The organism is Leptospira venezuelensis, from assembly GCF_002150035.1.
Classification (GTDB): domain Bacteria; phylum Spirochaetota; class Leptospiria; order Leptospirales; family Leptospiraceae; genus Leptospira_B; species Leptospira_B venezuelensis.
In genome coordinates, this window is record NZ_NETS01000010.1 from 1800872 (window position 1) to 1827171 (window position 26300).

The following is a 26300-nucleotide window of genomic DNA, read 5'->3' on the forward strand; positions in this document are numbered from 1 at the left end:
AGGGTCGGTTTGATTTAGTTATCTAGATAATTTTCCCTGCGTTCTCTGAGTCTCTGTGTGACCAAAATGCTTGTCAAAGAAGCTAGACCGAATCCTTATGTTCGAAAAACAAGAATTGGATCTACCTTGGTTCGCTATATTATTCCCTATATCTTTTTATACTTATTTTACCTACCGTTTAGAATTCTACCTTATAGAGCCTGCTTGATATACGGAAGATTTTTGGTATGTCTTTTATATCCGCTCGCTAAAAAGCATCGTAAGATTGCTTACGATAATATTTCTTATGCATTTCCTGATTATTCGGAAGAGAAGAAGAAGGAACTTGTATGGAAAAGTTTTCTTCATATAGGTGACCTTCTCGCTGGAACTTTATTTGCTCCTCGTCTAAGCCGCAAGTGGATGGATAAGTATCTGGTTTATGATGCAGAGTCATTAGCGATTGAACAGAAAACGATCCAAGAAGGAGTAGGAGTTGTTCTGATCTCCGGGCATTTTGGTACTTGGGAAATTCTTGTACAGTTTATGGGAATCAGAATGAAGGGTGGAGGGATTTATAAAAAAGTCCGAAACCCTTATGTGGACAGGCTCATTCATAAATTAAGAAGTAAAAACGGCATCAAATTAGTTTCTACAGAAGAATCTAGCCAAGTTACTAAGATGTTAAAACAAGGTTATTGGGTAGGATTCGGTTCTGATCAGAATGCAGGTAAGGTTGGGATCTTCGTTGACTTCTTTAATCGAAAAGCATCAACCTATCAAGGTCCTGCTTTGATGGCATACTTAACCGGTGCTAAAATGTTACTCTATTCAGTTTTATGCGGAGAAAAAGGAAAGGTCATGGTCCGAGTCAAAGACCTAGGCTTTGTAGATAAATCTGCATTCTCCGACAGAGAAGCCGCAATTCGTCATTATACTGAAGTTTGGACTAAAGCATTAGAAGAAGAAGTGAAATTGTATCCTGAACAATATTTTTGGGTGCATAGAAGATGGAGAACCAAACCGGGCGATTTCCCGGGTCAAATTTAGTCATGGTTCCTGCGATTCCGATTATCTCATTTACGATCTGCGTTTTTTCTGCGTTTCTGATCTTTACTAAAAGGCCTCGCTATTCTTTTGATTCTATTTATTCAATATTTATAATATTTCTGGCGGCCCCTCATCTTGGACATTTGTTTGTCCATAGATTTGATTGGGGGCCTGAGTTTTTAGATTTTACCATTCTCTTTCCTTATACATATGGCCCTTTATTATTATTGTATATTCGGAATCTAACAACCGAAGGCAAAAGTTTCAGAAGAGTAGATCTCCTTCATTTTGTCCCTTTTGTGATTTTGCAATGTATCCTTTTATTTCGATTATTCTTCTCTAATCCTCCCGAAGAAGAGTTTTACCCTCATGATTGGCATAGACCGAGTAGAGGATTTCATCCGAACGGTGGATTGCTTGTTACTTCTATGTTGGTATATTCTGTTTGGACATTTGTACTTTTAAACCGACATCGGAAGAAAATAGTAAATCATTTCTCTAATATAGATAGTATTAAGGATTTACGATGGATGTATTGGAGTCTACTTCTGTTTGTAGTATCCACGGGCATTCATTTTTTATTAGAAGGTTTACTGTTCACAGATCTTCCTCCTGAAACCTACGAACCTAGGTTTGTTCGAGGAGCAGCTGTATTAGCATTTTCCGTTTTCTTTTGTTGGCTTGGCGTACGGCAGACTGTGGTTTACACCCACAGGGAACTACATGCATTTAAAGAAAAAACATTAAATGAAGAAGAGGAAGTAGAGGAAGAAAGGAAAAAATACGAAAAGTCAGGGCTGCGGGAAGATATGATCCCTGAATTTCTATCTAAGATCAGAAATTATATGGAATCGGAAAAACCGTATAAAGATTCTGAATTCTCCATTGATTTACTTTCTGAAAATACTGAAATTCCGAGATTCTATATAACACAAATATTAAGCGAAACTTTGGAAACAAATTTCTATAATTTTGTTAACGAGTATCGGATCAAAGATATCATCTCTGTTTTGGAAAATATTTCAGAAGAACGTCCTAACTTTTTGAGATTAGCCCTTGAGTATGGATTCAATTCCAAGTCTACTTTTAATACTTCTTTTAAAAAAGTCACAGGAAAGACACCGACACAGTATCTGGAAGAAATTTCCACAGTGAGCTCTACTTAAAATCCAAAAAATGTGGTTCGAGCCGATTGGGGCGGTCGAATTCGGCCGTAAGATTTCGTAGATTATTCTAAACTAATAAGTTTGGAGTAATTATGCTTCGTTTACGATCTATTCTGTTGACCGCAGTTGCCGCTTTTATTTGGAACTGCGATAGTTCTGGAGGAACTGATCTTTCTTCCGCTGCGGTTTTATTATCTTCCTCTCCTTCACAGTGTACACCTACAACCACTACTACATTACCTACAACTCTTACGGATAACTCGTCTTGTCCGGGGGCAGTGAATGACTCAACAGATGATCTTGGCTTTGGAGGGCCAACTTGTGTTACAAGTATCGCTGCAGAGGCACCATGCTGGATGAAAACCAATTTTCACTGCGTAACTGTTACAGTAGAAGGTTCCAATTATGTGATCACAACCAACGATAAACCTCCACATAAAAGCTCTTATTATTCAGTGGCTTCTGGCTATAACGAGGCGATAGATTCTGCTGGCGGTTTTCATACGAATCCAAATACCATTCTGTCTCAGAATATTACGATGACGATCCCAACCACTCCAACTGTTACCGATTGTACTCAGTCCAACGCGGGAACAGATTCTGTAGGAGTTACAACATTGGGCGTTGTGATCTTTAATAACCAGGCAGCTCCTGGAGATTCTTTTGCTACCGAATATTACACAATGGACCCTTCTCAAGGTCATCCTCAGAATACTGGAAAATATCATTATCATACAGAACCTTATAAAATCACAAATGATGATGGTAGTATGGTAGGGATCATGTTGGACGGTTTCCCAATTTACGGAAAGAAAAACCAATCAGGCTCTTATCCTACATTGGATTCTACCACTCATACAACTTCTTGTACTCCAACTGAGTTTCCGGACGGTACATATTGTTATCATGTGGAGAACAATACAGGTTTGAACGGATATATCATCGGAAGTTATTTTAAAGGAACTCCAGGTTCCGTAGACTAATCAGAGGATAGATTGAAATTCTTTTTACTCTCGATTTGTTTTCTTCTAGTCACTTGCGATCCGATTCGGGTCGCAAATACTGATCCTTCTATCACTCGAAATGGAAGATATGTTCTTTATAAGGGAGAAAAGTTCTTCGGACTTCTGGAATCGAAAGCAGAAGAATTGGAAATTATTCGAATTACCTCCTATAAGAATGGTTTGCCAGACGGTATAGAAAAGGATGTGCATTCTAATGGCCAGGTTTTAGCAGAAAGAGAATTTTCTGGAGGGAAGAAGATCGGAACCCATTTGGGTTGGTTTCCTGACGGAAAAAAACGTTTTCATAATGAATACTTAGAAGGGCAATTTCATGGTCCCCAATGGGAATGGAGAAACTCAGGATCATTATATTCTTATGCGAAATTCGATCATGGGAAAGTGATCGGAAAGAAGATGTGGAGAGAGAACGGACAGATCTATATGAACTTTGTGATCTATCAGGGACGAGCATACGGAATGACTGGTGGAAAATTATGCAGCCAGATCCGAGGAAATGAAGATGGAAATACGATCTTATTCTAAAATTTTATTCTGCAGTTTGATTATAGTCTCCCTTTCTTTCGGTTGTGCGAAGGATCCAAAAGAAGAATATTCAGAAGAGATCACTGACTTTTCCGTTCCTCAAAAGGACAAACTTCCTTTGTACTATGGAAAAGATCTACAGCCTGTTTGGGAAAATAAAAATTCTTCTAAGCCAAGAGAGATTTCCAAATTTATAATGAAGGATCAAGAAAATCAAAATGTTTCTGAAGGTCTTTGTAAGGGAAAAATTACTGTGGTTTCCTTCTTCTTTACTAAATGTGCAGGGATTTGTCCGACGATCACAAATAATTTGAGTTTGGTGCAGAAGGAGTTTGAGGCAGATCCCAATATCCAAATTTTCTCCTTCTCGGCTACACCTGATCTCGATTCTCCTCAAGTCTTGAAAGAGTATGGGTCCAAACGTAAGATTCGTTATGAAAAATGGAAACTTCTCACTGGAAACCAAAAGGAAATTTATGCTTTAGCAAGAGATTCCTTTAATGCAGATACTGTGATCCCGAAAGAAGACGCCAAAAAGAAACTGACTGAAAGTGATTTTCTTCATTCAGATCATGTTTATCTTTTAGATTCACAACTTAGATTGCGCGGAATTTATAATGGAAAAATGAGATCATCTATCCAAGAACTAAATTCAGATATAGAAGTTTTGAAACGAGAACTTTAATTCTGAGTTTTAAGGATAGTTTAATCCTCTCTATCTTTCTAACAACAACTCCGCACTTACAGGACAATGATCGGAAAGACCTTTTTCTGCACTTGGGTTTCCGTCAAAATTGCCATCATCGGACTCAAATTTGGTTTGGGCGAAACTTCCTTGCTGCCAATCCATATTAGTGATCAAATAATCTATGAAGCCGTCATGGTGCTGCCAACAATCTGATTTCTGTTTATAATTTGCTATTTTAAGTTTTAGATTTCGTTGTAGAATTTTCAGGAGGTCTACTCTTCTTTCCAGAACTTCATTGAAATCTCCTAATAGAACAAACTTGCCGAGAGAAGGTAAGATATCTTTTAATATTAGGATCTGTTCTTTCCTTTCCTTCTTATCTCTGGGAGAATGGCCTGCCTTTAGATGAACAACAAGCACGGAAATTTTCCCGCCATCAAGGTTGAATTCTGCGAGTAGACCTTTTCTGAGGCCTGGGCGAGTCGAAAGTTGTGTTAATTCGCTGATCGTAGGTTTGCCCAGTTCCTTTTTCCAGCAAAGCCCCAATTCTTGGGAATAACCAGGAGTGACCGTTGCCTTACAGTCATATTCATTTATTATAATATGCTGAAGTGCAGTTTCATTTTCTATTTCTTGGAACCCTATTATATCAGGATGATTGGATAGAATGATTTTTTTAATTTTAGCAAAATCTTCTTCTGTTCTATGTTTTCTATCTTTCGGGAACTTATGAGAATCTCCAATCTCATCATATAAAAAGTAGGAGTTGAAGCTTGTAACTTTAAGTTTTTTTATCTGACCTTTCGCAATAGTAGAGATTGTTATTAGGAAAGCGAAGGGAATTCCCAGAAATAGGATCAGTGGGCGGTGCATCATTCTTTCCAGATTAGTTTTCTGAATTCATATTTTAGTAAAACAAGAAGTAAAATCCAGAAATTTTCTTATACGTAAGAACGATCGTTCTAATCATATCTATCATAAACTTAGGTTTGCTATTCGAGATCTTTTATCTTCTAAAATCGACTGTATTAAGTATAAATAACATCAATTTAATTGATACTAAGTCTCATATAAAAATGCAAGAAATCGCCAAACCAATCGCGTTTTTACGCGTTTACTTGCAATTTTAACCTAAGACAAAATCCTTGTTCCCAAACCTTATTTTGGAACCCACGGGACTTCTCACGAATGAATAAGAAAGCTTTGAAACTTTCGGTTCCGCTTATTGCTATTGCAGCAGTGGCTTACCTGATTTTTTCTCCCTCCAAATATGTAGGCTACTCTCCGGATCAGCCTATACCTTTTAACCACAAGATTCACGCAGGTGATAATAAGATAGATTGTCGTTATTGTCACACTGGTGTAGAAACAAGCGCGCACGCAACGGTTCCGAATACTTCTACTTGTATGAACTGTCACTCGCTTGTTGCAAAGAACAGCCCAGATATAAAATTTTTGAGCGAAAGTTACACGAACAAGAAACCGATCGAGTGGGTGAAAATCCACGACCTTCCGGATCATGTTCAGTTCAATCACTCTCGCCATATCTCAAGAGGCGTGGATTGTTCGCAATGCCACGGTAACGTAGCTGAAATGGTCAAGGTCAAGCAGGTTGCATCCCTGAATATGGGATACTGCATCAACTGCCACCGGGAGAATAACGCTCCTACCGACTGTTCCACCTGCCACAGATAATCAGGAGATAGCATAACAGATGGATAAAAAGAATTTCCAGAAAGAAAAGAAAGCTCACTGGCTCTCCCTCGAACTGAAAGATAACGAAAAAGAAACGAAGGATCTGGCGCGCTCTGAATTTTTCACTTCTCCGGATCCAGTCATCGCAAGGATTAAGTCAGGGGAGTTTGATCGTAAGACCTTCCTAAAATTGATGGGTGCGGGAGTCGCAATGACTTCCTTAAATTGTGTACGCAAGCCTGTTGAAAAAATCGTTCCTTACGTTGATCTTAAAACCGACGAAGGTAATTTTGATTTCGTAAAACACGGACAATCTTATTACTACGCTACTGCATTCAATGGAACTGGTTACTTAGTAAGATCAAAAGATGGCCGTCCTCTAAAATTAGAAGGAAACGAAGATCACCCTGTATCTCAAGGTGCTCTTGGAGCTTCCGGACAAGCTGCTATTTTTGATCTTTATGATCCAGATAGAGCGCAAGGTCCAGCGGCAGTTTCCGGCGGAAAAGTGGAGAATATCCAATGGGCCGCTTTGGACTCTAAGGTTCAGGAAGCTCTTTCTAAGAACAAAGGTAACACTGTAATCGTAACAAGACCTCTTGATTCTCCTTCCACCAAAGCGATCATCGCTGACTTCTTAAAAGCAGTAGGTGGGGGACAACATTTAGAGATCTCTATCACTTCTCCAGAAGATGCAATCTCCAAAGCTCAAGCTGCTTCCTATGGAAAGGCTCTTGTTCCTAACTATAATTTCGAATTGGCGAACACTATCCTGTCCATCGATTGCGATTTTATGGGTGGATGGTTGTCTCCTGAAGAGCACCAAAAGGATTTTGCAAAACGCAGAAACCTAAGAGATGGAGCAAAAGATCTTAATTACTTCATCGCTTCTGAAACCGTTCCTACTATGTCCGGATCTAACGCAGATCTTAGACTTCCGATTCGTCCTGGTGACCAGTCCAAACTGGCTCTTGCAATTGCTGCAGGTCTCGGAGAATTAGGAGCAAACACTAAGGATGTTACCGGAGCTTCTACTGTAGAAAGCCTCGCGAGCGAACTTGGAGTTAGTGCAGAAGGTATCCGCAAGACTGCAAAAGCTCTTTGGTCAAACAAAGGTAGATCTCTCGTGGTTGCGGGTGGTCTAGCTGCTTCTACAAAAGAAGCTGTTGATCTTCAGATCCTTGTGAACTTCTTAAACTCTACGTTAGACAACGACGGTAAGACTGTTGATTACGCTTCTCCTAAAAAAGAAGGTTTAGCTGATTATTCAGGTAACTTAAACAAACTTACTGAAGCATTAAAACAAACTAAAGTAGGAGTTCTATTCCTCTATGATACTAACTTGGTTTACCAAGCTGGTGATTCTTGGAAGGACCTTCTTCATAGAGCTGCTTTAACTGTAAGTCTAACAGACAGAGCGGATGAGACTGCACTTGCTTCCAACTATCTGGCTTCGACTACTCATTTCTTAGAGTCTTGGGGAGATTCAGAAGGAACTAAAGGAATATTCTCTATCCAACAGCCTGCGATCCGTCCTTTATTCAACACTCGTTCTTTCGAGGACAGCTTGATCGCTTTCGCTGGCGGATCTCTTAGCGGAGAAAAATCATTTTACGAATACGTAAAGAACTCCTGGACCAAAAAACTGGGCTCCAAACTAAAATGGGAAGATCTTCTCAGAGTTGGAACTACAGTAAGAGCTAAAGACCGCAGAAAGACTGCAAGTGCTACTCGTGGCTTTAATAAAGCTGCTTTGAAAAAGCCTGCTTCTTATCCTGCTGGAATTCGTTTGGCTCTCTATGAGACAAGCTCCATCGGGGATGGTAGAGCAGCAAATAACTCTCTATTACAAGAACTTCCGGATCCTGTTACCAAGGTTACTTGGGACAACTATGTAATCCTTTCACCAGGACTTGCAAAAGAAAAAGGGATCCAATCCAACGATGTAGTTTCCGTTAAAACTACCAAAGGTTCTATCGAACTTCCTGCTCAGGTTCAACCTGGAATGCATAAAGATACGATCGGGATCGCGGTTGGTTACGGTAGAACTGCAGCTGGTAAAGTAGGTAACGAAGTAGGCAAGAACGCATATGTTCTGGCAGAAGACGGAGTATTCTCCGGAATTTCTGTTACTTCTCTCGAGAAAACAGGTAAAACCTACAAGCTTGCTTGCACCCAGCATCACCACGTTTTATCACCAGGTTTCGGATACGAAGATCGTCCTTTGGTTCAATCTACTTCTTTGGAAGAATGGAAAAAGAATCCAGCTTCCGGAGTGAAAGAATCCGAAATTCCTAAAATTAAAAAAGACGGTAAGATGGTCTACGCAACCGGAGCAAACCCGGTTCATGAATACCCTGGTTACAAATGGGGTATGGCTATCGATTTGACTGCTTGTACCGGTTGCGGTTCTTGCGTCATCGCTTGCCAAGTAGAGAACAATATTCCGGTCGTAGGAAGAGACGAAGTTAGAGTGGGTCGCGAGATGCATTGGCTTCGAATCGACCGTTACTATATCGGTGATCCTGAAAAACCGGAAGATCTACAGATCGCTCACCAGCCTATGCTTTGCCAGCAATGTGATAACGCTCCTTGTGAGACTGTTTGTCCTGTTATGGCAACTGTTCATAGTTCTGAAGGGATCAACGACATGGTTTATAACCGTTGCGTTGGAACTCGTTACTGCTCTAACAACTGTCCTTACAAAGTTCGTCGTTATAACTGGGCTCAACACTGGTATAACGATACCGGAGCCGAAAAAGGATCCAGAACTCCTAGATATCTTGGACTTAATCCGGATGTTACGGTTCGTGGAAGAGGGGTTATGGAAAAATGTAACTTCTGTTCTTCTCGTATCGCGGAGAAAAAGATCCAGGCTAAAAACGAAGGTCGTACTTTGAAAGACGGAGAACTGAAGACTGCTTGCCAACAAAGTTGTGCGGCTGATGCCATCAGTTTCGGAAACACGAACGATAAAACTTCTACGGTATCCAAACTTAGTGCGGATCCTAGATCTTTCAGAGTTCTCGAGTATTTAAATGTCGGTCCCGCGGTCGCTTATCTGACCAGGGTAAGAGCTTAATCCGGAGTAATTAAAGCGCTATGTCTATACCTAACGCAATCAAAGAAGCCCTGGATATCCAACCCTTAGTCACTGGCGGCAAGTCCGTCCGTGACGTTACCGAGGATATCCTCAAGCCGGTCGAAGCTTTCCCCACTTCTCTGTGGTGGAAGGCGTTCATTCTGGCTCTTACTATTACCGTAATCGATTTAGGTATCATCGGATACTTGGTATACGAAGGTCTTTACATCCTCGGGATCAACAATCCTGTAGGTTGGGGATTCTTTATCGTAAACTTCGTATTCTGGATCGGTATCGGTCACGCAGGAACTCTGATCTCCGCGGTTCTTTATTTGTTCCGCCAAGAGTGGAGAACCGGTATTAACCGTGCTGCGGAAGCGATGACCATCTTCGCGGTATTAACTGCTGCATCCACTTTGATCATCCACATCGGACGTCCTTGGATGGGATTTTGGTTATTCCCTTATCCGAATGAAAGAGGACCTCTTTGGGTGAACTTCAGATCTCCGCTGATCTGGGATACTTTCGCGGTTTCCACTTACTTGAGTATCTCTCTTGTTTTCTGGTATATCGGTTTGATCCCTGATATTGCGGCTGTAAGAGATAGAGCGACTACTCCTTTACGTAGAAAAGTTTATGATATTCTTTCCTTCGGATGGGTTGGATCCAATAAAGCATGGTCTCACTTAGAGACTGTTGCGATGATCCTCGCTGCATTGTCTACACCTCTGGTTCTTTCGGTGCACACAATCGTATCCTTCGACTTCGCGGTTTCCATCGTTCCTGGATGGCATACTACGATCTTCCCTCCTTACTTCGTTGCCGGTGCGATTTTCTCCGGATTTGCGATGGTGGTTACTCTGATGGTAATTGCAAGGGAAGTCTTCCAACTGAAAGATTATATTACCATGAAACACTTGGAAAACATGAACAAAGTGATCATGGTTACTGGTTTGATCGTGGGTCTTGCTTACTCCACTGAGTTCTTCATGGCTTGGTATTCAGGAAACGAATACGAAGGATTTACTTTCGTAAACAGAGCATTCGGTCCTTACGGATGGGCATACTTCATCATGTTCAGCTGTAACGTGTTCGCTCCTCAGGTATTCTGGTCTAAAAAACTTAGAAACAGCATCCCTGTAATGTTCATCGTTTCCATCATCGTAAACATCGGTATGTGGTTCGAACGTTTCGTGATCGTGATGACATTACACGCGGACTTCTTACCTTCCAGCTGGGATAAATACATTCCAACAGTTTACGACTTCATGATGTTACTCGGAACCTTCGGTATCTTCTTCACTATGTTCCTTCTCTTCTGTAGATTACTTCCAGTAATTGCAATCGCGGAAGTGAAAACGGTAATGCCTCATAAAGATGGAGGTCATCATTAATGTATACTCCTAAGAAAGAACAGTTTCATACTTTCGAAGAAACTGAGCATGGAGTTTTCGGATTATTCGATACTCCTGCGCAGATCATAGACGCGGCTCAAAAAACAAAGGAGAAGGGTTATACCAACTTCGATTGTTTTACTCCGTATCCTGTTCACGGATTGGATGACGCAATGGGCCTTCCTCGTTCCGGACTTCCTTGGGTGACTTTTTTCATGGGAATTTTTGGATGCACAGTCGGCTTTGGAATGCAGTATTTAACTCATAAATACGACTGGCCGATCAATATTTCCGGAAAAAGTTTCAACGCTTGGTTTGCTTATATTCCAATCACATTCGAGTTTACAGTGTTCATGGCTGGACTTTCTACAGCTGCAGCTTTGTTCTTCCTGGCTAAACTTCCAAGAACCGGTCGTAAGGTTTTACATCCGGATATCACTACCGACAAATTTGCACTTTGGATACCTTCCAACTCTGCAAATTATTCAGAAGGTTCAGTGACCGACTTTATCAAAGGCCTCGGCTCTAAACATGTCGAGACGGTGAAATAGGAGAATTTTGATGATTTCACTGCAAAGAATTTTTGCTCTTTCTCTCGCAGGTTTGGTCCTATGGAACTGCGAGTCTAAGACTCCTCCTATGGAGTACATGCCGGATATGGCTGATTCTCCAGCAAGAGAAGCTCAGGAAGCGGACTCTAATTTTCCGAATAATACTTCCTTACGTCTTCCTCCTGTAGGAGCAGTTCCTCAGGGTTATTTCCCATACGAGTATGCTGGTTGGACTCAAACCTTGGATGCTCTTCCAAACAAGGGACTTGCAAATCCTATCAAAGGAGATTTGGCTACTCTTCAAAAAGGGGAGATCAAATACCAAACGTATTGTAGCCCTTGTCACGGTGTTAGAGGACAAGGAAATGGAACTGTAGTAGGTCCTGCTCCTCGTTTGAATATGGCTCAGTCTGACGGAAGCCCGATGGCTGCATTAACATCTGCAACCGCTAAAGGTTATTCCGACGGACAGATTTATCATATCATCACCGAAGGAAAAGGAGCTATGAAAAGTTATGCTTCTCAAGTTCCTTCCGAGGATCGTTGGAAAATCATATTATATGTTCGTAAATTACAAGAATACGACAATAGAACGGCTGGTAAATAATGGAAGTTAAAGTAGAACAAAACTTAATCAACTTTAAGTTGGATTCCAAAACCAGAAACGCTCTGGTCGGAATGATTCTAGTAGGTTTGGTAAGCTTAGGTCTCGCAGCTTTCGGTCTTGGACATCCTGAACTTCGTCATGAAGGTGGACATTCCAATCCAGCTTGGTCTGCATACTTAGTAGGTGTATTCTTCATTTTAGGAATTACACTTGCAGGGATCTTCTTCACCTCTTTGGCACATATCACAGGTGCCCATTGGCCGGTAACTCTTCGCAGAATTTCCGAAACATACGGACTATTCGTCCCTGTTGCGGCAGTACTTCTTCTTGTTCTGATCTTGGGAGCTCATGATCTATATGAGTGGACCCATGCAGAAGCTGTAGCAGCCGATAAACTTCTTAAACACAAAAAACCACTCTTAAACATCGGATTCTTTACCGCAATGGTGGTTGTTTTAGGAGCGGCTTGGACTACATTCGGATATCTTTTTTGGAAGAAATCCGTTACCCAAGACAGCGACAAAGACGTTAAACATACTCAATTCAATGCGAAGTTAGCCGGAGGATATATCATATTCTTCGCTCTTTCTTTCTCCTTAGTTTCTATCATGTTGGTAATGTCTCTTACTCCACACTGGTTCTCTACCATGTTTGGGGTTTACTGCTTCGCAGGAGCTTATCAGGCAGGACTTTCTTCTTTCATCATAATGGCATATTACCTGAAGAAGAAGGGATTTTTAGGAAACCTGGTGAACGAAAACCATATCCATGACTTAGGAAAATTCCTGCTCGGTTTCACTGTATTCTGGGCTTACGTTGGTTTCTCTCAGTTCATGTTGATCTGGTATGCTTCCATTCCGGAAGAAACTTTCTTCTACGAGCAAAGGCTGACAGGTGGATGGGAATATCTGACTTTAGCATTACCTGCAATCAAGTTCGCAGTTCCTTTTATGCTTTTGTTAAACCGTCCGAACAAAAGAGACATCGATTTCTTAGTGAAAGTCGCTCTTTGGGTCATCTTTACTCAAGCTACTGAAATTTTCTGGCTGGTTTATCCTGCTAATTTCGTGGACTTCTCCTTTGGAGGATACCTGGTATCTCTGGGATCCGTAGTGGGAGTGATCGGAGTATTCGGTTTGGTAGTTCTGAAAAGATTGGAAAAAGCTCCTTTGATCCCTGTGGGAGACCCGAGATTGGAAGAAGCTTTGCACCATCACCAATAAGGAAAGGATCATGAAAAAATTAGCATTAAATATTACGATCCTCGGAATTGCAGCTCTCGCATTGGGAGCTTGCTCCAACACCGCACAAGTTGTAGGGAATATTAACTGCCCTACATTAGAAAAAGGTAAATTAGATCCTAAAGTTGGAATTCTTTCTGACGATCAATCGAATCCGGTTCCTGTGGAATTTCTTCCTGTTGGGACTGTAGTAAAGGTTTATGATTACAGAAACCATGACTATATCGCGAAAAAATTGGTTCGTATCAAGACTGAAAAAAACGAAGGTTGGGTCGATCCGTCTTGTTTAGTAGTCGCTCAGAATCCTGACGATTCCGTTTTCAAATGGGGATATCGTTCCGATTATAAACCTTTCTTGAACAGAGAAGATAGAGACAGATATAATCATAAAAATGATCCTAATGCAGGACCTGATTCGAAAGGTAGATCTGCGGACGGTTTCGAATATGATATCTATAAGAACCTTCCAAAAGATAAGGTTCCTCTTGCCGATTTGGCACCTGAGCTGAAAAAGTAAAAGAAGAACGTTCTTTTATCCGTTTCAAAATTCACAAAACCCCCTCCGGATTTGATTCGTTGGGGGATTTTTTTTGCAAGGTGAAGTGGGGTGATATTATGAATAAAAAGTTACTGATTAGAAAGTTCGCTGCAGGTTTACTTCTTCTATTTTTTTCCTGTTCTATCATTTTTCATACAATCATCATATCTGGTGCCGCTCCTTTTTCCATCGTATGGGGAGGAAGGTTAGAAACCTGGGAACAAATGATCGTTTTTGAATCGATTTCTATTCTCGTAAATTTGCTCTTTCTAATGGTGATTGCACTTGATTCTAAATATATCAAACTTCCCATTTCCAATCGGGTTGTTCGAGGTGCTATTTGGGGTATGGTCGCGATCTTCTCCCTAAATACTCTCGGAAATATATTTTCTTTGAATTCAACCGAAACTGCAGTATTTACTCCAGTCACTTTAGTGATCGCTCTACTTAGTTTGACTTTGGTATTGCTCCCTTCTAAAGAAGAAGTTTGAGAATTTAATTCCTCAAACGAATTTCATTTTTTACTGGAATCTTACGGAAAACTCCTTTAGGGTTTTCAAATGCGTTTACTGGTATATCTTTTATTCTTTTTATTTTTGTCCAACGCCTGCGCCTCCAGATATTCTCTTACTCAAAGTGGAGAAATGGGAGCTCCCACAAAACAACTCACTAAAAAATTCAAAATCGCTTATTTAGGGTTTAATACATTTAAATCCACAAAATTAAAAAATCCGGATGGAACAGTTGATTTTGAAGCACTTTCAGATCCGTATTCACGTACGATCAAAGAGCCTATCGGAGGTAGTTTTCCTATTCCTGGAGAAAATAAACCAAATGGAATTAGAAAGGATTTAGCATCAGAGAAGGTTTCGAAATTTGCAAAATCTTTCTTAGAGGTAACAGGCCCAACTGGCATCAAAGAACTGGAGAAGTTTTTAGAGATCTCAAAAACTGGGGAAAATTATATATACTCTTTTAAAAATCTTCCTTATGATTATTATATTGTAGGCCTTCATTACCCTGTTTTCGAAAAAACGAGAAATGTTGGTTTGAACTTCATAACTATTTTCTCCAGTTTATTCAGCGTAGCAACATTAGGGATCTTGCCTTCTTATGAAGCGTACGCAGCGAATACAAAAATTTTAATTTATGATAAAAATCTAAACTTGCTTAAAGAACTGGATTACGATAATAATTATTCAGTTTGGAGAGCATTATGGATCTCTCCGAATCCTAAAGAATGTGGGATTGGAAGTTTAAGCTGCCTTGGAATGTTCAGCCCAACATTAGGAACAAACCCGCCTATGGTGTTTGAAGCAAGTTCCCCTAAGATCAGCGCCGATCTTAGTGATTTTATAAATACATTAAAGTAGGAAAAGACACCCGGGGAATTTTCCCCGGGAATAGAAGCTATTTAGCGAGAAGGGATGCGAGGAGACTTTTCTTATCGATGGCAGAATCGAAAATAGAAGCAGAACAAACTTTATAATTTACGGCAGAGGGACAACTCGCCGTTCCTCCGATCTTACAGCCTGACTTTTCACATTTTTTGCGGCTTTCAGAAGTATCAGAACCTGAATAACTACAATAGTCCCTACAATTTGAACTAGATCCTGAACTGCAGATATAACATCCGTCTGCAGAAAGGCCTAGTTTGGAATGAGCCGAAAAGAGCAAGATGAGAAGCTGAATGATGATTAGTTTTTTCATTTATACTCCAAACTCAAAAATAAATTAATAATTTATTTCCAAATTTGAAGATAGTCAATCGATTAATTTCAAAAAATATATTCTTTAAATTAAGATTAGTCCTATATCAAATAAAAATATCAGTTTATGAAAAACTGAGTAAAGCTCGATTTTTTGCGGATTTTTCTACCTTTTTCAAACTCTCCCTAGATCAAGTGATACGTTAGTCAGGGTCTGTGTCCCCTAATGGATAATATTTGGTAAGAAATTTTTTCCAAAAGAACGCGATTTTACCTGAAAAAATCGAAAACAAAAGACATTCCAAGAATAAATTGTGAGTCGGTTAATTCGGGAAGAATCAATTCGCTTATTAAAAGAAGTATAGTCTGATTATGCAATATTTTGAAAAAAATTCCAGGGCTTTAGATTATATCGTTTCCAAGGATCAGAAAAAGCACGTAATTCTTAAATATCTACTAGACCAAGAAGTTTCTCTTAAGATCTATCCTTTTGATCAAAAGGCAGTCATTAAAAAGTATCTAGAAGAAGATGAAAAGATCCTGATCCGTATGCCTGAGGGTTGGGAAGACACTGGAGAGAAGAAGGTCTCTTTATTCAAGATACTTGCTAAGTATATCGAAATTGACTGTCAACTCCTTCAAAAAGCGGAGAAGGACCTTTACCTTTTAAAGGTAGAGAGACTAGCTATTGCAAAATTAAATCGAGAAAGTGCAAGGGTTCAGGTCTCAAAAGGTAAAGCTGTCATTACAAATCTGATCACACCAAAAACTGTTATCGAAGCGAATATGTTCAATATTCCTACTTTAATAAAAGTGAATTTAGAAGATTATAAAAACCGCCTGAAGAAGATAAGCACTGATAATATAGTGATCGAGGCATTTAAACCTGGGTTGGATAGAAAATTCGAGATTGTTAAACGATCTCGCAAGTCTTTGTTATTAGAAGATACACAAAATACAAATTCATATTCTGAATCTGGACCGGATCGTTTGGATTATTCTAAAGATATTGACGATGACATCGGTGCCATAATCCGGAAATTTAAGGATCAAAAAATAGTTTCGGAACTCATACGTCCCATCATTTACAAAAACCATTCAGATCAACCAATCCCAATAGGTTATATTTGGATACAAAGTAAGGATAAAAAACTCAGTTCGGATTATTTGGCGGAATTAGGAAGACTCTCCGATGAGGTTGTAGGCAGGATCAAAGAATCCAATACGATCAAGACCACTGAAAAATTCAGCGTCTTGGATGCTTCTCCCAAGGGACTTAAGGTAAAAATACATGATCCGAATTTGATAGATACCTTGCCTAAGCAAGAAGGCTTTATATTAGATGTTCTATTCAAGATGCAGGCACCTTTAACTGTTTCTGCTGCGATTCGTTGGTGGGGAAAAGATGAAGATGGACATTTAACTTTGGGATTGGAGTTTAAGAGTAAGTCGGATCATCCTGGGGAAAGAGATAGATATATTAAGAATTTAGAATTGATGCAAAAGGGCGCTCTTTAGTTTAGAAATTGAACCTACCCTGAGGATCTGTGAGAGAATCAAAATCGGCAAATGATGCAAATTCTGCCCAAACTTCCCTGAATGCACCAACTAACATTTTTCTATAATATTCTTTATCAAAACCTGTTTTTTTGATCTTGTTCGGATAGAGTTGTAATTCTTCTTCCGGCATGTACCTTCTATCCTTAGTTTTTGATTTTTGGTTCAATACTAAGTATTTTATTTTTTCTCCCGCTTGCACATCCATCCCAAATTCCTTCAATTTCATCATGGAAAGAGCGGTGGCTCCCATTACTTCGTATTCTTCTAATTCTCTTGAGCTGGACTTAACGAGGAGCAGATCTTCTGGAGAGATTAGATCTTGCCGGATAATAGAATCGTATTTATGGTATATGGATAAAATTTCTGGTTCAGAATTTTTTAGTTCTTGGATCGTTACCTTGGTTTTCATCCACTCTAACATTTCACTTTGGGCTCTTGTTATAAAGTGAGGTAAATCTTTCCTTCTGGCTCCTATTCCTCTGCATTTCAATTTTCCAGATTGAAATCTTCCCATATATCTGTTGGCAACCGGCATATCAGAATCTTGGCTAGATGGCGGAAAAAGTAACCAAGTATAGATCCCATCCACTTCCATGCGGATCCCTGTCCGTTTTTGTATTTCTAAACATAAAGAATCCAGCTCGGCTGCACTTAAAGAAGAAGAATTATAGTGTTTGATAAATATACTGTCGGTAATTGCGTGAACGAATTCATAGCCGAACTCTTCCGCAGTTTCTTTTGCAATTAGAAGTTTTTCCCTTCCGAATGCATTTACACTTTCATGGCTTTCCAATCTTCCGAATTTCGCATTTCTATAACCTAAATATCCGAAAGAAGTAACTAACATCCATTTTAAACTGGCTTGTTTTGCTTCATAATCTTCTAACAGACGCCCTGAAGTGATCTTTGATTGTTTTTTGTAATAGGCTCTTCTTTCTAACACATGCTCCAAGGCTTCCGATACAACTCCTTTACGTTTATTACATATACGATATCCTATGTCTGGAGCCTTGGGAACTGTCTTGTCGTTAACGCAACATAGACAATTCACACACTCTGGAGAAATATTATGCATTGCCATGATGCTTGGATACATCTGAGCAAAATCCAATTGTGCAACATTCTCCGCCGTCTTTCCATAGCTAATGTCTGGTTGAAAAACTAATCCTCCTTTATCTGCTTCCAATAATTGAAGTGCGGTTTTTGGAGCTTCTACCGCACTTTTCTGCCAAGGAACTAAATAGCCTCTTCTTAATGCTACATCTGTTTCAATATAAGTGAGTGCCTTCCCTGTAGATGCTCTTGCCATCTTTTGCATAGGAAGCCTGGAAAGCCTTGCGAGTTCCACGACTCCCATTAGATCCGCTTCTTTATATACGAAGCTGTTTTTAGAATCTATATGCCATCTCCCAAATAATGGATAGGAAGGTGCACGAAATACTATATTTCCATAAGTAAAATAACTGGTTCCCTTGGTGCTGATATTTCTTCGGATAGGAGTTGTCCTATCCCTATCCAAAGCCGGAAGAAATCCCTGCCTTTGTGATTGGTAGAACAAATAAGGGAGAATGACTTGGTCCCCATATCTGGTTAGAAGAATGTCTGGATCTTCTTCCCTTAATAGTATATCTAATTTTTCTAATAGTCTTTTTGGATTTGTTCCGGATAATTCGTGGTAATCGGTGTCTGTGCGAACTATCAATGGATTATTTTCTATGCCGATCCTATGGCTTTTTTTGAGGTCCAAATGCATGATCTTAAATTTAGGAACCTCATAATCCATTTCTAAGGGAGAATCTTGAGTCCTAATATTCACGACCCTTTTTGCCCCGGGATCTTCTGTGTAATCAATCTCCATTTTGCATAAGGGAAATAGACCTTTTTGGAACATATAGCTTGTGGGAAGATCTAGATCTGAGTGATAGATCTCGAATTTGCCATACAGAGCAAATAATTTGCGACTGATTTTAGGTAAGATAGAAGGTCTGGTGATGATAATTTTTAGGACTGGAACTGTTTTGTTTTCGTAGAATAGGTTTCTGTTTTCGTAAACAGGAATATCTACAATCGCATCTAACTCGAAAAGGCGTTTTACTAATTTTTTAAGTAAATCCGCTTCTCCTCTTGCATATATGATTGGATTAAATTTATCTAAAAAGAGTTTAGATTCACCTTCTTTGTTTTTTAGCCAAAGATATACGATGTCCTCCGCATGGTAAACGTCGAACAAATATCCTTTAGCAGTTTGGAGGTTCATTCCGATTTCCGAAGAGTTTCCATTTCCTTTTTCAATTTGTGAATTTCTTTTTTCAGATCTATCATCATTGTAAGAAGCATGATATCGATTGGATAAGGAGAAGACGCCATTACTCCAGCTTGCACTTGTAATTTTGCAGTTCGGATCAATTCATCAAAAATTTCCTGATCCGGTTTGCGAAGTCCTCTTCGGTATTGCCCTAAGCTAGATTCAATGTATTGCATTTGCCTAGAATATGGAATAACCGTCCTACCCATAAATAAACTCCTGCTTGGGATTCGGATCTGTTTCAATTTCAGATATAGATTTTGCTTTTCTGATCTTTAGGTAAGAATGACCTTCTACCACATTTAGTTCCCAAAGGTCTTCAGAGAGTTCAACCAACTTGGGAAAAATTTTTTGAAAACTGGGATGGGTGTATTTTGTAGATTCTACGAGAACGATTGGAATCTGCCTGGAGCGTATACGTTCCAATAGTAATACTAATTTTTCTAAAAGAAAAAGCCCCTCGTCGTCTTGAACATCTCCATCGAAGAATTGTTTGCATGGAGCTAAAACGAAATAAATGGTATTCTCTTTTGTAGAAGTATAAATTTCCTGGACAGAGTCCAAGATTTGATAAGGAGTGAATGCTCTCTGGACTAAGATCTTTTCTAAAAGTGCCTCGGGAGAAACTCTTCTTTTTCTGGTCTCTTCTGTAATCGTGAATACGTCAAAACGAATGGCGCAGTCCAAATTGAAAACTTGGAATCCTGAAACTGCAAAAGCATATTGCCAAAGAAGCGCCAATTTATAGATTCCCTGTCTTCCTGTTAAGAGTCCGACATTGTCCCTGCTCCAACCTAGAACAGGGCGAAACAACTGGTCTTGGAAACCCTCCAGGGGACCTAAATACATATATACTATATAAATGATATGTTAAAAAATGTAAAGTGATTTGAGGTATAGGAATTACAAAAAGAGAAGCTTGGTCTTTGGGCTAAAATTCGGATTATGTCGGAATTCCACGGAATCTGGAGATTTTTATATCAACAGTTGTTCCGTTATGGATTCCATTGATATCTATTACATTAAAAATTTATAATATAAATGTCGAATTGATAATCGGAAGCGGAATTTTGGAAAAGACAAAATTCCGCTTTTGTATCAATGTTTGTGGTTATGTTCGTAAATATCGCCACCCGCGGAAAATTCTATGAACACGCAAGGTTGATCTCCTACAGACCAGGCATCATGTCCGGGAGGCAATAACATTATATCATTCGGGCCAAACTCGTCTTCGCTTCCATCATCCATTACCACATGTAATTTACCGGATTGAACATAGGCAACATGGGGGAGCAGGCAACTTTCTGTTCCAGCAACTGGTTTTAGATCTTTTGACCATTTTGCACCTACATCAAATGTTACTCGATGCACGATCACACCGTCTAGAACTACTTCTTCTTTTTTTATTAAACCGAACCGAACTACATCGTTCGGAGAATTTAAACTTCCTCTTTGCATTTTATGATCCGACATGTGATTTTACCTTTTACGTTGAAATTGGAGTCTTTGCTTCCGTATATAGAAAGAAAGGCTCGATTTTCTGATTTTGCTTTTGGGAAAAGGAAGGGAAAGCTCCATTCCATATAACAGAATAAATATATGTTATATGAGAGCATCTTGTTGCGCATAGTTTAAGTAGAACAAACAGCTAAGGCTTCTCGGGTTTGATTTATGTCTTGTCGAAAAAATTTTTCCTAAATCCTTGGAGCTATGGAATCAGATCATTTCAAAACGGTCCGTGCGCGCTCTGCAGTGGATTATCTTTTTAGGACCGTTCACCAACATCATTCTCAACTCAGTCAGATGGCAGATCAGAAGGCCAACATTCTGATCGCTGCATCTTTTGTAATACTTTCACTTTCCTTAGGATATGTTCAAAGACCTACCTATAGAACAGGTTTATTAACCTTGATGGTATTTATCGTAGTTGCGGCGAGCTTAGCTATACTTGCTGTAATGCCCACATTCAAACAGAAAAAGAATGGTAAGTCGAATCCTTTGTTTTTCGGGCATTTTGCTCCTATGAGTGAAAAAGAATTTATGAATAAGATGGAAGAAATCGCTTCGGAAGATTCTTCTTTGTATGAAGCTCTGACTCGAGATCTGTATGAGTTAGGAAGATCCCTCTACTTTACAAAATATAGATATTTGAGATGGAGCTACCGTTGCCTTTTAGTAGGAGTAACTTCTTCCATGGTCTTAATATTCCTGGAAATTAAAGGAATTCTCTAATAAGATTTTTCTATGAAAGGATCTGAGATTGTCCTTCGAATCGCAAACTATGGAGATCTAAAAACCTTAGAAAAATGTTTTTCTAAGAATTCAATTCATTCAATTCTTGTGGACCCGCTTGCTAAAAATCTTAGGGCCCACAAGTTTTACGAAAGATTTGGATTCAAATTTTTAGAAAACCGCAGGTTTGGATTGGATGACTGCAAAGTTTACCTTTTGACCAGGGAAGACTGGAGAAGGAACGAAAGATAAACTTTAGTTCAGAACCGCTGCTTCGTTTTTCTTTTTCTTCATTCTTTTGATTAGATAATCTCTTAGAAGCAAGAAAGGTCTTTCAGTTACGTAAAATATAGGGATACAAACTAAGAAAGAGACTATGACCGCAAAAGCCCCAGTCAGCCAAAATGATCTCCAGGCTAAACTTTCTGGAATTTTTGTTCCAAAAATAATTCCAAGCGCAATTGCAGTACAAGGTGTATGCCATAAATACATTGTGTAACTGATCCTTGAAAAAGGTCTGAAAATGGAAAGACTAAAGAACCGATTGATAATTCCGCCTTCCCATAATGAAAGTATGAATAAGGAAGAGTATCCTAGATGAAATCCGGTAAAATTGAATACTAAACCCCAGCCGGCTCGTTCCGTTAAATAACCAAAACTTAAGAATAAGATTGCTCCGAATCCTAACAAATAAGGAATTTTAGAGTTCCATAATTTAAAAAAATCAGGTTTCCAAAAAAATAACTCAGCGATCAGCATTCCACAAATTATGGTATCGAATCTGGTTTCGGTATGATAGAGCACGATTCCTTCTTTGAATCCCAAAAACATATAGAAAATTCTTATGATTAACGGTACAAAAAATAATCCAAGTAGTGAGATCCTTCTAATTTTATCAGAGATTTTAAAGAAGAATAAAAGACATAGACCAGGTATCACTAAATAGAATTGTTCCTCGATGGATAAAGACCAGCCGTAAAGGAAGAGTCTATGATTAAAATAATTTGAAATATAAAAAAAATCTGCCCAGGAAGTGGAAATCGTCGTGGCTAATTTTTGTATTCCCGCAATACCATTTGGAGCAAGATCTGGATGTGATTGATAAAAATTTAATAGATTCCTGGACTGAAAATAAGTAATAATTAGGCAGATATAATAAGCAGGCATGATCCTAAGAGTTCTCTTTAGATAAAACATCTTTAGATTCAATGTGTTTGTTCTCTTTTTTTCCTCCAATAATCCACTATAGATAAGAAACCCGCTGAGGATAAAAAATAAATCTACACCTGTCCGGAAATTGTGGAAAACGATCTTTGTTAAAGAATATTCATAGTTTAATAAATGGACCTTTTCTGCATGGTCCCACATATGATAAATAATTACTAGGAAGATAGATAAGGCCCTTAGGCCGTTTAAAGCGGGTAATTCGGACTCATTTTTGGAGAATAGGTATTTCAATTCGAATCTCTTATTTTTTTGTTTCTAAAACCGAATATCGGATCGGCGTTACAATATAAAAGGGAAGGACCTTAAATTGAAAACTTATTTTTGGATTTTAATTTTAACGTTTCGTTCGGTTAAAACGAGATAATGTGATCCGGAATCAAATCACATCTTAATCTTGATAGGAACAAATCGATTTAGGATTTCCCTGATGGCCCGATTGAGTCTCGGTTTTCCTTCTGCTTCCAGAAGGATCCAATAGGCATAGTCTATGCTAAACATATCCTTTATATTTTTTCCGACCTTTACCCATTGTTGCTCTATTCTTTTTTTAGCTTCCGGAGTTAGGTTGGGATTTCTTTCGAAATTTTCTAAATAGGAATAATATTCTGAGGTCAGAGACGCAGGGATAGGATCTTTCCATTTTCTACCTTTTAAGGTTCTTTCCGTTTCCCAGCGAAATTCTCCTAAGGTTTTCGTAACTACTAGGGTTGCGTTCTCTGTCATGACTACTGGAAATAATAATCTACTATAATCTTGGTTGCCTACACTTGTTTCTTGCCAGAGAACTCCTCTATTTCCGCTATAGGGTAGAAGAATACAATCAGCATAAAATTCCTTTCTATATTGATCTGTTTTGTTTGGATCTGTATGGGAAGTTACACTTACTTCTCTGTGAAAAATGCTAGTATCTATTTTTGAAACTCTTTCCGCATTTGATAAAATTTTATCCGGGAAAGTCAGATTAGATTCAGTTGCTCCATAAAATTGATCTTCAGACAGAATCGGGTAAGCAAAGTTCGGATTTAAAGACACTCCTAATAAACCCATATAAAGAATATTTTCCAATTCCCAGTCCAGAATATGCAAAAGATATTCTTTATTCATAATATTCTTTGATTCTGCTTCTTGGTTCCAGCGTAGATTCGATTTTTGGATCTGATCGTAGGTTTGTCCGAAATGATTTTGGGAAGGATTCTTTTTACCTGTGAGTATTAGGTTTAACCAGTCCGGGAGAAGATGAATAGAAAGTTTTACTTCCTGATAATGGCGATCATGTGCCGAGGATTTTAGTGTGGCGATCGATTGTTCCAGGTCTTGCAACCGTTTTGCGGAGACCAAGCCCTCGTCCAAGAAAAAAAAGTATATAAATAGAAGAACAGGCTTGGGGATATGTGCTGCTTGCGAGCGGAATTTTATGAAACAAACTTTGTATAGTCGTATTAATATTTTATAATCTTCTTGCCTATGTCTTTGGCGTGTTAAACCCGGATGTTCTTTGTATGCGGTTACAAGTCTAGTGATTTCTTCGCAAACGTTTGGGTTTAGTCCTGAATATTCTAAAATTTGAGCAAGACTGTTTGTGTATTCTTCTGGCATTGCTCCAGAATGAGCAGGGCCGGCAGGACTTGTTTTAGGAGATTCAGCCCATTCTTCGCTTTTCTTTTCGTCTAGTTCTGGAGAGGTTTTGATCTGTAATGTAAGATTTGTACCTTCTTGAGAGATCAATATCGCTTCTGATTTAAGCCATTGTTTGCTCTCGTCTGGAACTAAGATCTGCATTCTTTCGTATCTTGTAAGGGAGAATGTAGCTCCTACTTTTTTAGTATAGATTCTGGCGCGAATTGCTCTATTTAAAGAATTCTCATCTAATTCTTGGATCCCTAATAAGGCTGGAAATCTTTCTTGGGAGTCTGTTTCTATAATAGCAGTGATAAAGTTTTTGGCAGTGGCCTTATGATCTTCTATCAAATGATCCAAAGTATGCACGATCAAGATATCTTTCCAAGCGGGGAGATTGCTTTGTTCTGCGAGGAATTGCAAAAATTCAGGAAGAAAATATTTTCGATACCAAGACGGATCATCTGCCAATCGTTTTAGATCTGAGTTATCAACCCGATCTAAGAATGTGTGGAAAAGATTCGTGTCTTTGGAATTAAAGTGATGAAGTTGTAGTTTAGATACAATCTTAGCTCTATGTTCTAACGCGAGTTGGTTCTGTCTGCGTAAATAGCGTTGTAATAGATAGATTACCGCGAATAGAAGGACTAAAAAGATTGCTCCACTGATAACTGGAGTCCAAGAGAATTCTGGCCAAATCAGGATAGGGTTTCCGGAATCCTGACCTAATATGAGCATGCAAAAATAGTAAATAGAATTATAAAGTAGTCAAGATGTTTACTTGGTTTGGAGCGGAGGAACGGAAAGAATTCGAGAAAGCTTGGATGACTTCTCCGGAAAAATCCCGGAGAAGTCTGATAATTTTAATCCAATCTGAAATTGGTCATCGGGAATTGTTGGGTGATCTCTTTTACGCCAGCCTTGACTTTTTCCTTTGTTTTTTCGTCATCCGGGTTGTCCAAGAAATCGCAGATCAAATTTCCTACTTTTTCAATATCAGCAGGCTTGAGTCCTCTGGTAGTTAGCGCAGGAGTTCCTAAACGAATTCCGGAAGCAACTGCGGGAGGATTTTTGTCAAATGGGATCGCGTTTTTGTTCACGGTAACTCCCACTTCGTCCAATCCATCAGCCGCTTTTGCACCGGTTAGACCTTTTACAGAAACATCGAGTAGAACTAAATGGTTGTCTGTTCCACCGCTCACTACTCTGAATCCTCTTTTTACAAAAACTTCTGCCAAAACTTTTGCGTTTGCAAGTACTGTTTCAATATACTTTTTATAATCAGGAGTCAAAGCTTCTCCGAATGCTACCGCTTTTGCAGCGATTACATGCATTAAAGGTCCACCCTGGATCCCTGGGAATACTCTGGAGTTTAATACTTTCTCATTTTCTAATTTAGAAAGAATTAATCCACCTCTTGGCCCTCTAAGGGTTTTATGGGTTGTGGTAGTAACATAATCAAAGCTATCGATTGGAGAAGGGTGATATCCTGTAGCGACTAACCCGGAAATATGTGCGATATCCGCCATAAGTTTTGCGCCTACAGACTTTGCAATTTCAGCAAACTTATCAAAATCGATTGTTCTGGAATATGCGGAAGCACCTGCTACGATTAATTTTGGCTTATGTTCTTTTGCAAGAGATGCAAGAGCATCATAATCAATCGTTTCCGTTTTAGGATCCACACCGTAAGGGATCGGTTTATAGTATTTTCCGCTGATATTAACTGGAGAACCATGAGTTAAATGTCCTCCGTGAGCCAGATTCATTCCTAGGAAAGAATCTCCAGGTTCCATGGTAGCCAAGAAGACTGCCATATTTGCCTGTGCTCCAGAGTGAGGCTGAACGTTTGCATATTCTGCTTTAAAGATCTTTTTGGCTCTTTCTATCGCCAAGGTCTCAACTGCGTCAGCGTTTACACATCCATTATAATATCTTTTTCCAGGGTATCCTTCTGCGTATTTATTGGTAAGCGTAGAAGTATAAGCTTCCAGAACTGGTCTGGATACAAAGTTTTCAGAAGCGATCATTTCCAGGTTTTGTTCCTGTCTTTGGTCTTCTGCTTGTAAGGCTTTGAAAATTTCGGGGTCTTGTTGGGGAAGGTATTTCATT

The 26300-nt window shown here is 39.1% G+C and carries 26 protein-coding genes; 17 read left to right on the forward strand and 9 right to left on the reverse strand.

Annotation, left to right across the window (positions count from 1 at the left end; all coding sequences use genetic code 11):
• The first annotated feature begins 66 nt into the window (after nucleotides 1–66).
• From B1C82_RS15790 to B1C82_RS15810, 5 genes are all read left to right on the forward strand, one after another.
• A complete protein-coding gene (locus tag B1C82_RS15790) occupies nucleotides 67–1029 on the forward strand; it encodes a lysophospholipid acyltransferase family protein (RefSeq protein WP_199775805.1) in 963 nt (320 codons plus the stop codon).
• Nucleotides 1030–1031: 2 nt separating this feature from the next.
• On the forward strand, nucleotides 1032–2195 hold the full coding sequence (locus B1C82_RS15795; RefSeq protein ID WP_086448441.1) for a helix-turn-helix domain-containing protein: 1164 nt from the start codon (nucleotides 1032–1034) through the stop codon (nucleotides 2193–2195).
• 92 nt (nucleotides 2196–2287) lie between these two features.
• Complete coding sequence (locus B1C82_RS15800) at nucleotides 2288–3178, forward strand: YHYH protein (RefSeq protein ID WP_086448442.1); 891 nt, start codon at nucleotides 2288–2290, stop codon at nucleotides 3176–3178.
• A gap of 12 nt (nucleotides 3179–3190) precedes the next feature.
• A complete protein-coding gene (locus tag B1C82_RS15805; RefSeq protein ID WP_086448443.1) occupies nucleotides 3191–3742 on the forward strand; it encodes a toxin-antitoxin system YwqK family antitoxin in 552 nt (183 codons plus the stop codon).
• Nucleotides 3720–4427, forward strand: coding sequence for an SCO family protein (locus tag B1C82_RS15810; protein WP_086448444.1), 708 nt, complete (start codon nucleotides 3720–3722; stop codon nucleotides 4425–4427). The genes B1C82_RS15805 and B1C82_RS15810 overlap by 23 nt, the downstream gene beginning before the upstream one ends.
• A 30-nt stretch (nucleotides 4428–4457) precedes the next feature.
• Here B1C82_RS15810 and B1C82_RS15815 read toward each other — a convergent pair whose 3' ends face one another.
• Entirely contained in the window at nucleotides 4458–5306 is an 849-nt protein-coding gene (locus B1C82_RS15815) for an endonuclease/exonuclease/phosphatase family protein (protein WP_234008406.1), read from the reverse strand.
• Between the two features lie 312 nt (nucleotides 5307–5618).
• On the opposite strand from B1C82_RS15815, the gene B1C82_RS15820 reads away from it, so the two are divergent.
• The 9 genes from B1C82_RS15820 (at nucleotide 5619) to B1C82_RS15860 (ending at nucleotide 14911) form a co-directional block, all read left to right on the forward strand.
• Complete coding sequence (locus tag B1C82_RS15820) at nucleotides 5619–6125, forward strand: cytochrome c3 family protein (RefSeq protein ID WP_086448446.1); 507 nt, start codon at nucleotides 5619–5621, stop codon at nucleotides 6123–6125.
• 19 nt (nucleotides 6126–6144) lie between these two features.
• Entirely contained in the window at nucleotides 6145–9207 is a 3063-nt protein-coding gene (locus B1C82_RS15825) for a TAT-variant-translocated molybdopterin oxidoreductase (RefSeq protein ID WP_086448447.1), read from the forward strand.
• 26 nt (nucleotides 9208–9233) lie between these two features.
• The gene (gene nrfD / locus B1C82_RS15830; protein WP_024863936.1) at nucleotides 9234–10601 is read left to right on the forward strand and encodes an NrfD/PsrC family molybdoenzyme membrane anchor subunit; all 1368 of its coding nucleotides are present in this window, start codon (nucleotides 9234–9236) and stop codon (nucleotides 10599–10601) included.
• Nucleotides 10601–11152, forward strand: coding sequence for a DUF3341 domain-containing protein (locus B1C82_RS15835; protein ID WP_008594153.1), 552 nt, complete (start codon nucleotides 10601–10603; stop codon nucleotides 11150–11152). Before nrfD ends, B1C82_RS15835 begins: the two co-directional genes overlap by 1 nt.
• A gap of 10 nt (nucleotides 11153–11162) precedes the next feature.
• Complete coding sequence (locus B1C82_RS15840) at nucleotides 11163–11759, forward strand: c-type cytochrome (protein WP_086448448.1); 597 nt, start codon at nucleotides 11163–11165, stop codon at nucleotides 11757–11759.
• Entirely contained in the window at nucleotides 11759–12982 is a 1224-nt protein-coding gene (locus tag B1C82_RS15845) for a hypothetical protein (RefSeq protein ID WP_086448449.1), read from the forward strand. The genes B1C82_RS15840 and B1C82_RS15845 overlap by 1 nt, the downstream gene beginning before the upstream one ends.
• Before the next feature lie 10 nt (nucleotides 12983–12992).
• Nucleotides 12993–13517 carry an Lsa16 family lipoprotein adhesin gene (locus B1C82_RS15850; protein WP_086448450.1) on the forward strand — a complete coding sequence of 175 codons (525 nt, stop codon included), beginning with the start codon at nucleotides 12993–12995 and terminating at the stop codon, nucleotides 13515–13517.
• Between the two features lie 98 nt (nucleotides 13518–13615).
• The gene (locus B1C82_RS15855; RefSeq protein ID WP_086448451.1) at nucleotides 13616–14029 is read left to right on the forward strand and encodes a hypothetical protein; all 414 of its coding nucleotides are present in this window, start codon (nucleotides 13616–13618) and stop codon (nucleotides 14027–14029) included.
• A gap of 69 nt (nucleotides 14030–14098) precedes the next feature.
• Nucleotides 14099–14911, forward strand: coding sequence for an Lp29 family lipoprotein (locus B1C82_RS15860; RefSeq protein WP_086448452.1), 813 nt, complete (start codon nucleotides 14099–14101; stop codon nucleotides 14909–14911).
• A 37-nt stretch (nucleotides 14912–14948) separates the two neighbouring features.
• Here B1C82_RS15860 and B1C82_RS15865 read toward each other — a convergent pair whose 3' ends face one another.
• Nucleotides 14949–15248: a hypothetical protein gene (locus B1C82_RS15865; RefSeq protein ID WP_086448453.1), complete on the reverse strand. Its 300-nt coding sequence runs from the start codon at nucleotides 15246–15248 to the stop codon at nucleotides 14949–14951.
• Nucleotides 15249–15619: 371 nt separating this feature from the next.
• On the opposite strand from B1C82_RS15865, the gene B1C82_RS15870 reads away from it, so the two are divergent.
• Complete coding sequence (locus B1C82_RS15870) at nucleotides 15620–16765, forward strand: DUF1577 domain-containing protein (protein WP_086448454.1); 1146 nt, start codon at nucleotides 15620–15622, stop codon at nucleotides 16763–16765.
• 1 nt (nucleotide 16766) lies between these two features.
• Here B1C82_RS15870 and B1C82_RS15875 read toward each other — a convergent pair whose 3' ends face one another.
• The 4 genes from B1C82_RS15875 to B1C82_RS15890 all read right to left on the reverse strand — a co-directional run bounded on the left by B1C82_RS15875 (nucleotide 16767) and on the right by B1C82_RS15890 (nucleotide 20585).
• Nucleotides 16767–19064: a DNA polymerase domain-containing protein gene (locus tag B1C82_RS15875; protein ID WP_086448455.1), complete on the reverse strand. Its 2298-nt coding sequence runs from the start codon at nucleotides 19062–19064 to the stop codon at nucleotides 16767–16769.
• Nucleotides 19061–19321 carry a DUF8156 family protein gene (locus tag B1C82_RS15880; RefSeq protein WP_086448456.1) on the reverse strand — a complete coding sequence of 87 codons (261 nt, stop codon included), beginning with the start codon at nucleotides 19319–19321 and terminating at the stop codon, nucleotides 19061–19063. The genes B1C82_RS15875 and B1C82_RS15880 overlap by 4 nt, the downstream gene beginning before the upstream one ends.
• A complete protein-coding gene (locus tag B1C82_RS15885) occupies nucleotides 19314–19961 on the reverse strand; it encodes a hypothetical protein (RefSeq protein ID WP_086448457.1) in 648 nt (215 codons plus the stop codon). The genes B1C82_RS15880 and B1C82_RS15885 overlap by 8 nt, the downstream gene beginning before the upstream one ends.
• 249 nt (nucleotides 19962–20210) lie before the next feature.
• On the reverse strand, nucleotides 20211–20585 hold the full coding sequence (locus B1C82_RS15890) for a cupin domain-containing protein (RefSeq protein WP_086448458.1): 375 nt from the start codon (nucleotides 20583–20585) through the stop codon (nucleotides 20211–20213).
• A 237-nt stretch (nucleotides 20586–20822) separates the two neighbouring features.
• Here B1C82_RS15890 and B1C82_RS15895 point away from each other — a divergent pair, with 237 nt between their 5' ends.
• Together B1C82_RS15895 and B1C82_RS15900 are read left to right on the forward strand one after the other, a co-directional pair.
• Nucleotides 20823–21344 (forward strand): Pycsar system effector family protein, encoded by a 522-nt coding sequence (locus B1C82_RS15895; protein ID WP_086448459.1) that lies wholly within the window; start codon nucleotides 20823–20825, stop codon nucleotides 21342–21344.
• Between the two features lie 12 nt (nucleotides 21345–21356).
• On the forward strand, nucleotides 21357–21596 hold the full coding sequence (locus B1C82_RS15900; protein WP_199775801.1) for a GNAT family protein: 240 nt from the start codon (nucleotides 21357–21359) through the stop codon (nucleotides 21594–21596).
• A gap of 3 nt (nucleotides 21597–21599) precedes the next feature.
• On the opposite strand, the gene B1C82_RS15905 is transcribed toward B1C82_RS15900, so the two are convergent.
• The 3 genes from B1C82_RS15905 to glyA form a co-directional block, all read right to left on the reverse strand.
• Nucleotides 21600–22802, reverse strand: a complete 1203-nt coding sequence (locus B1C82_RS15905) for an acyltransferase family protein (RefSeq protein ID WP_086448460.1) — start codon at nucleotides 22800–22802, stop codon at nucleotides 21600–21602.
• A 150-nt stretch (nucleotides 22803–22952) separates the two neighbouring features.
• Complete coding sequence (locus tag B1C82_RS15910; RefSeq protein WP_086448461.1) at nucleotides 22953–24926, reverse strand: hypothetical protein; 1974 nt, start codon at nucleotides 24924–24926, stop codon at nucleotides 22953–22955.
• Nucleotides 24927–25051: 125 nt separating this feature from the next.
• Complete coding sequence (gene glyA, locus B1C82_RS15915; protein ID WP_086448462.1) at nucleotides 25052–26299, reverse strand: serine hydroxymethyltransferase; 1248 nt, start codon at nucleotides 26297–26299, stop codon at nucleotides 25052–25054.
• Nucleotide 26300: the final 1 nt, after the last annotated feature.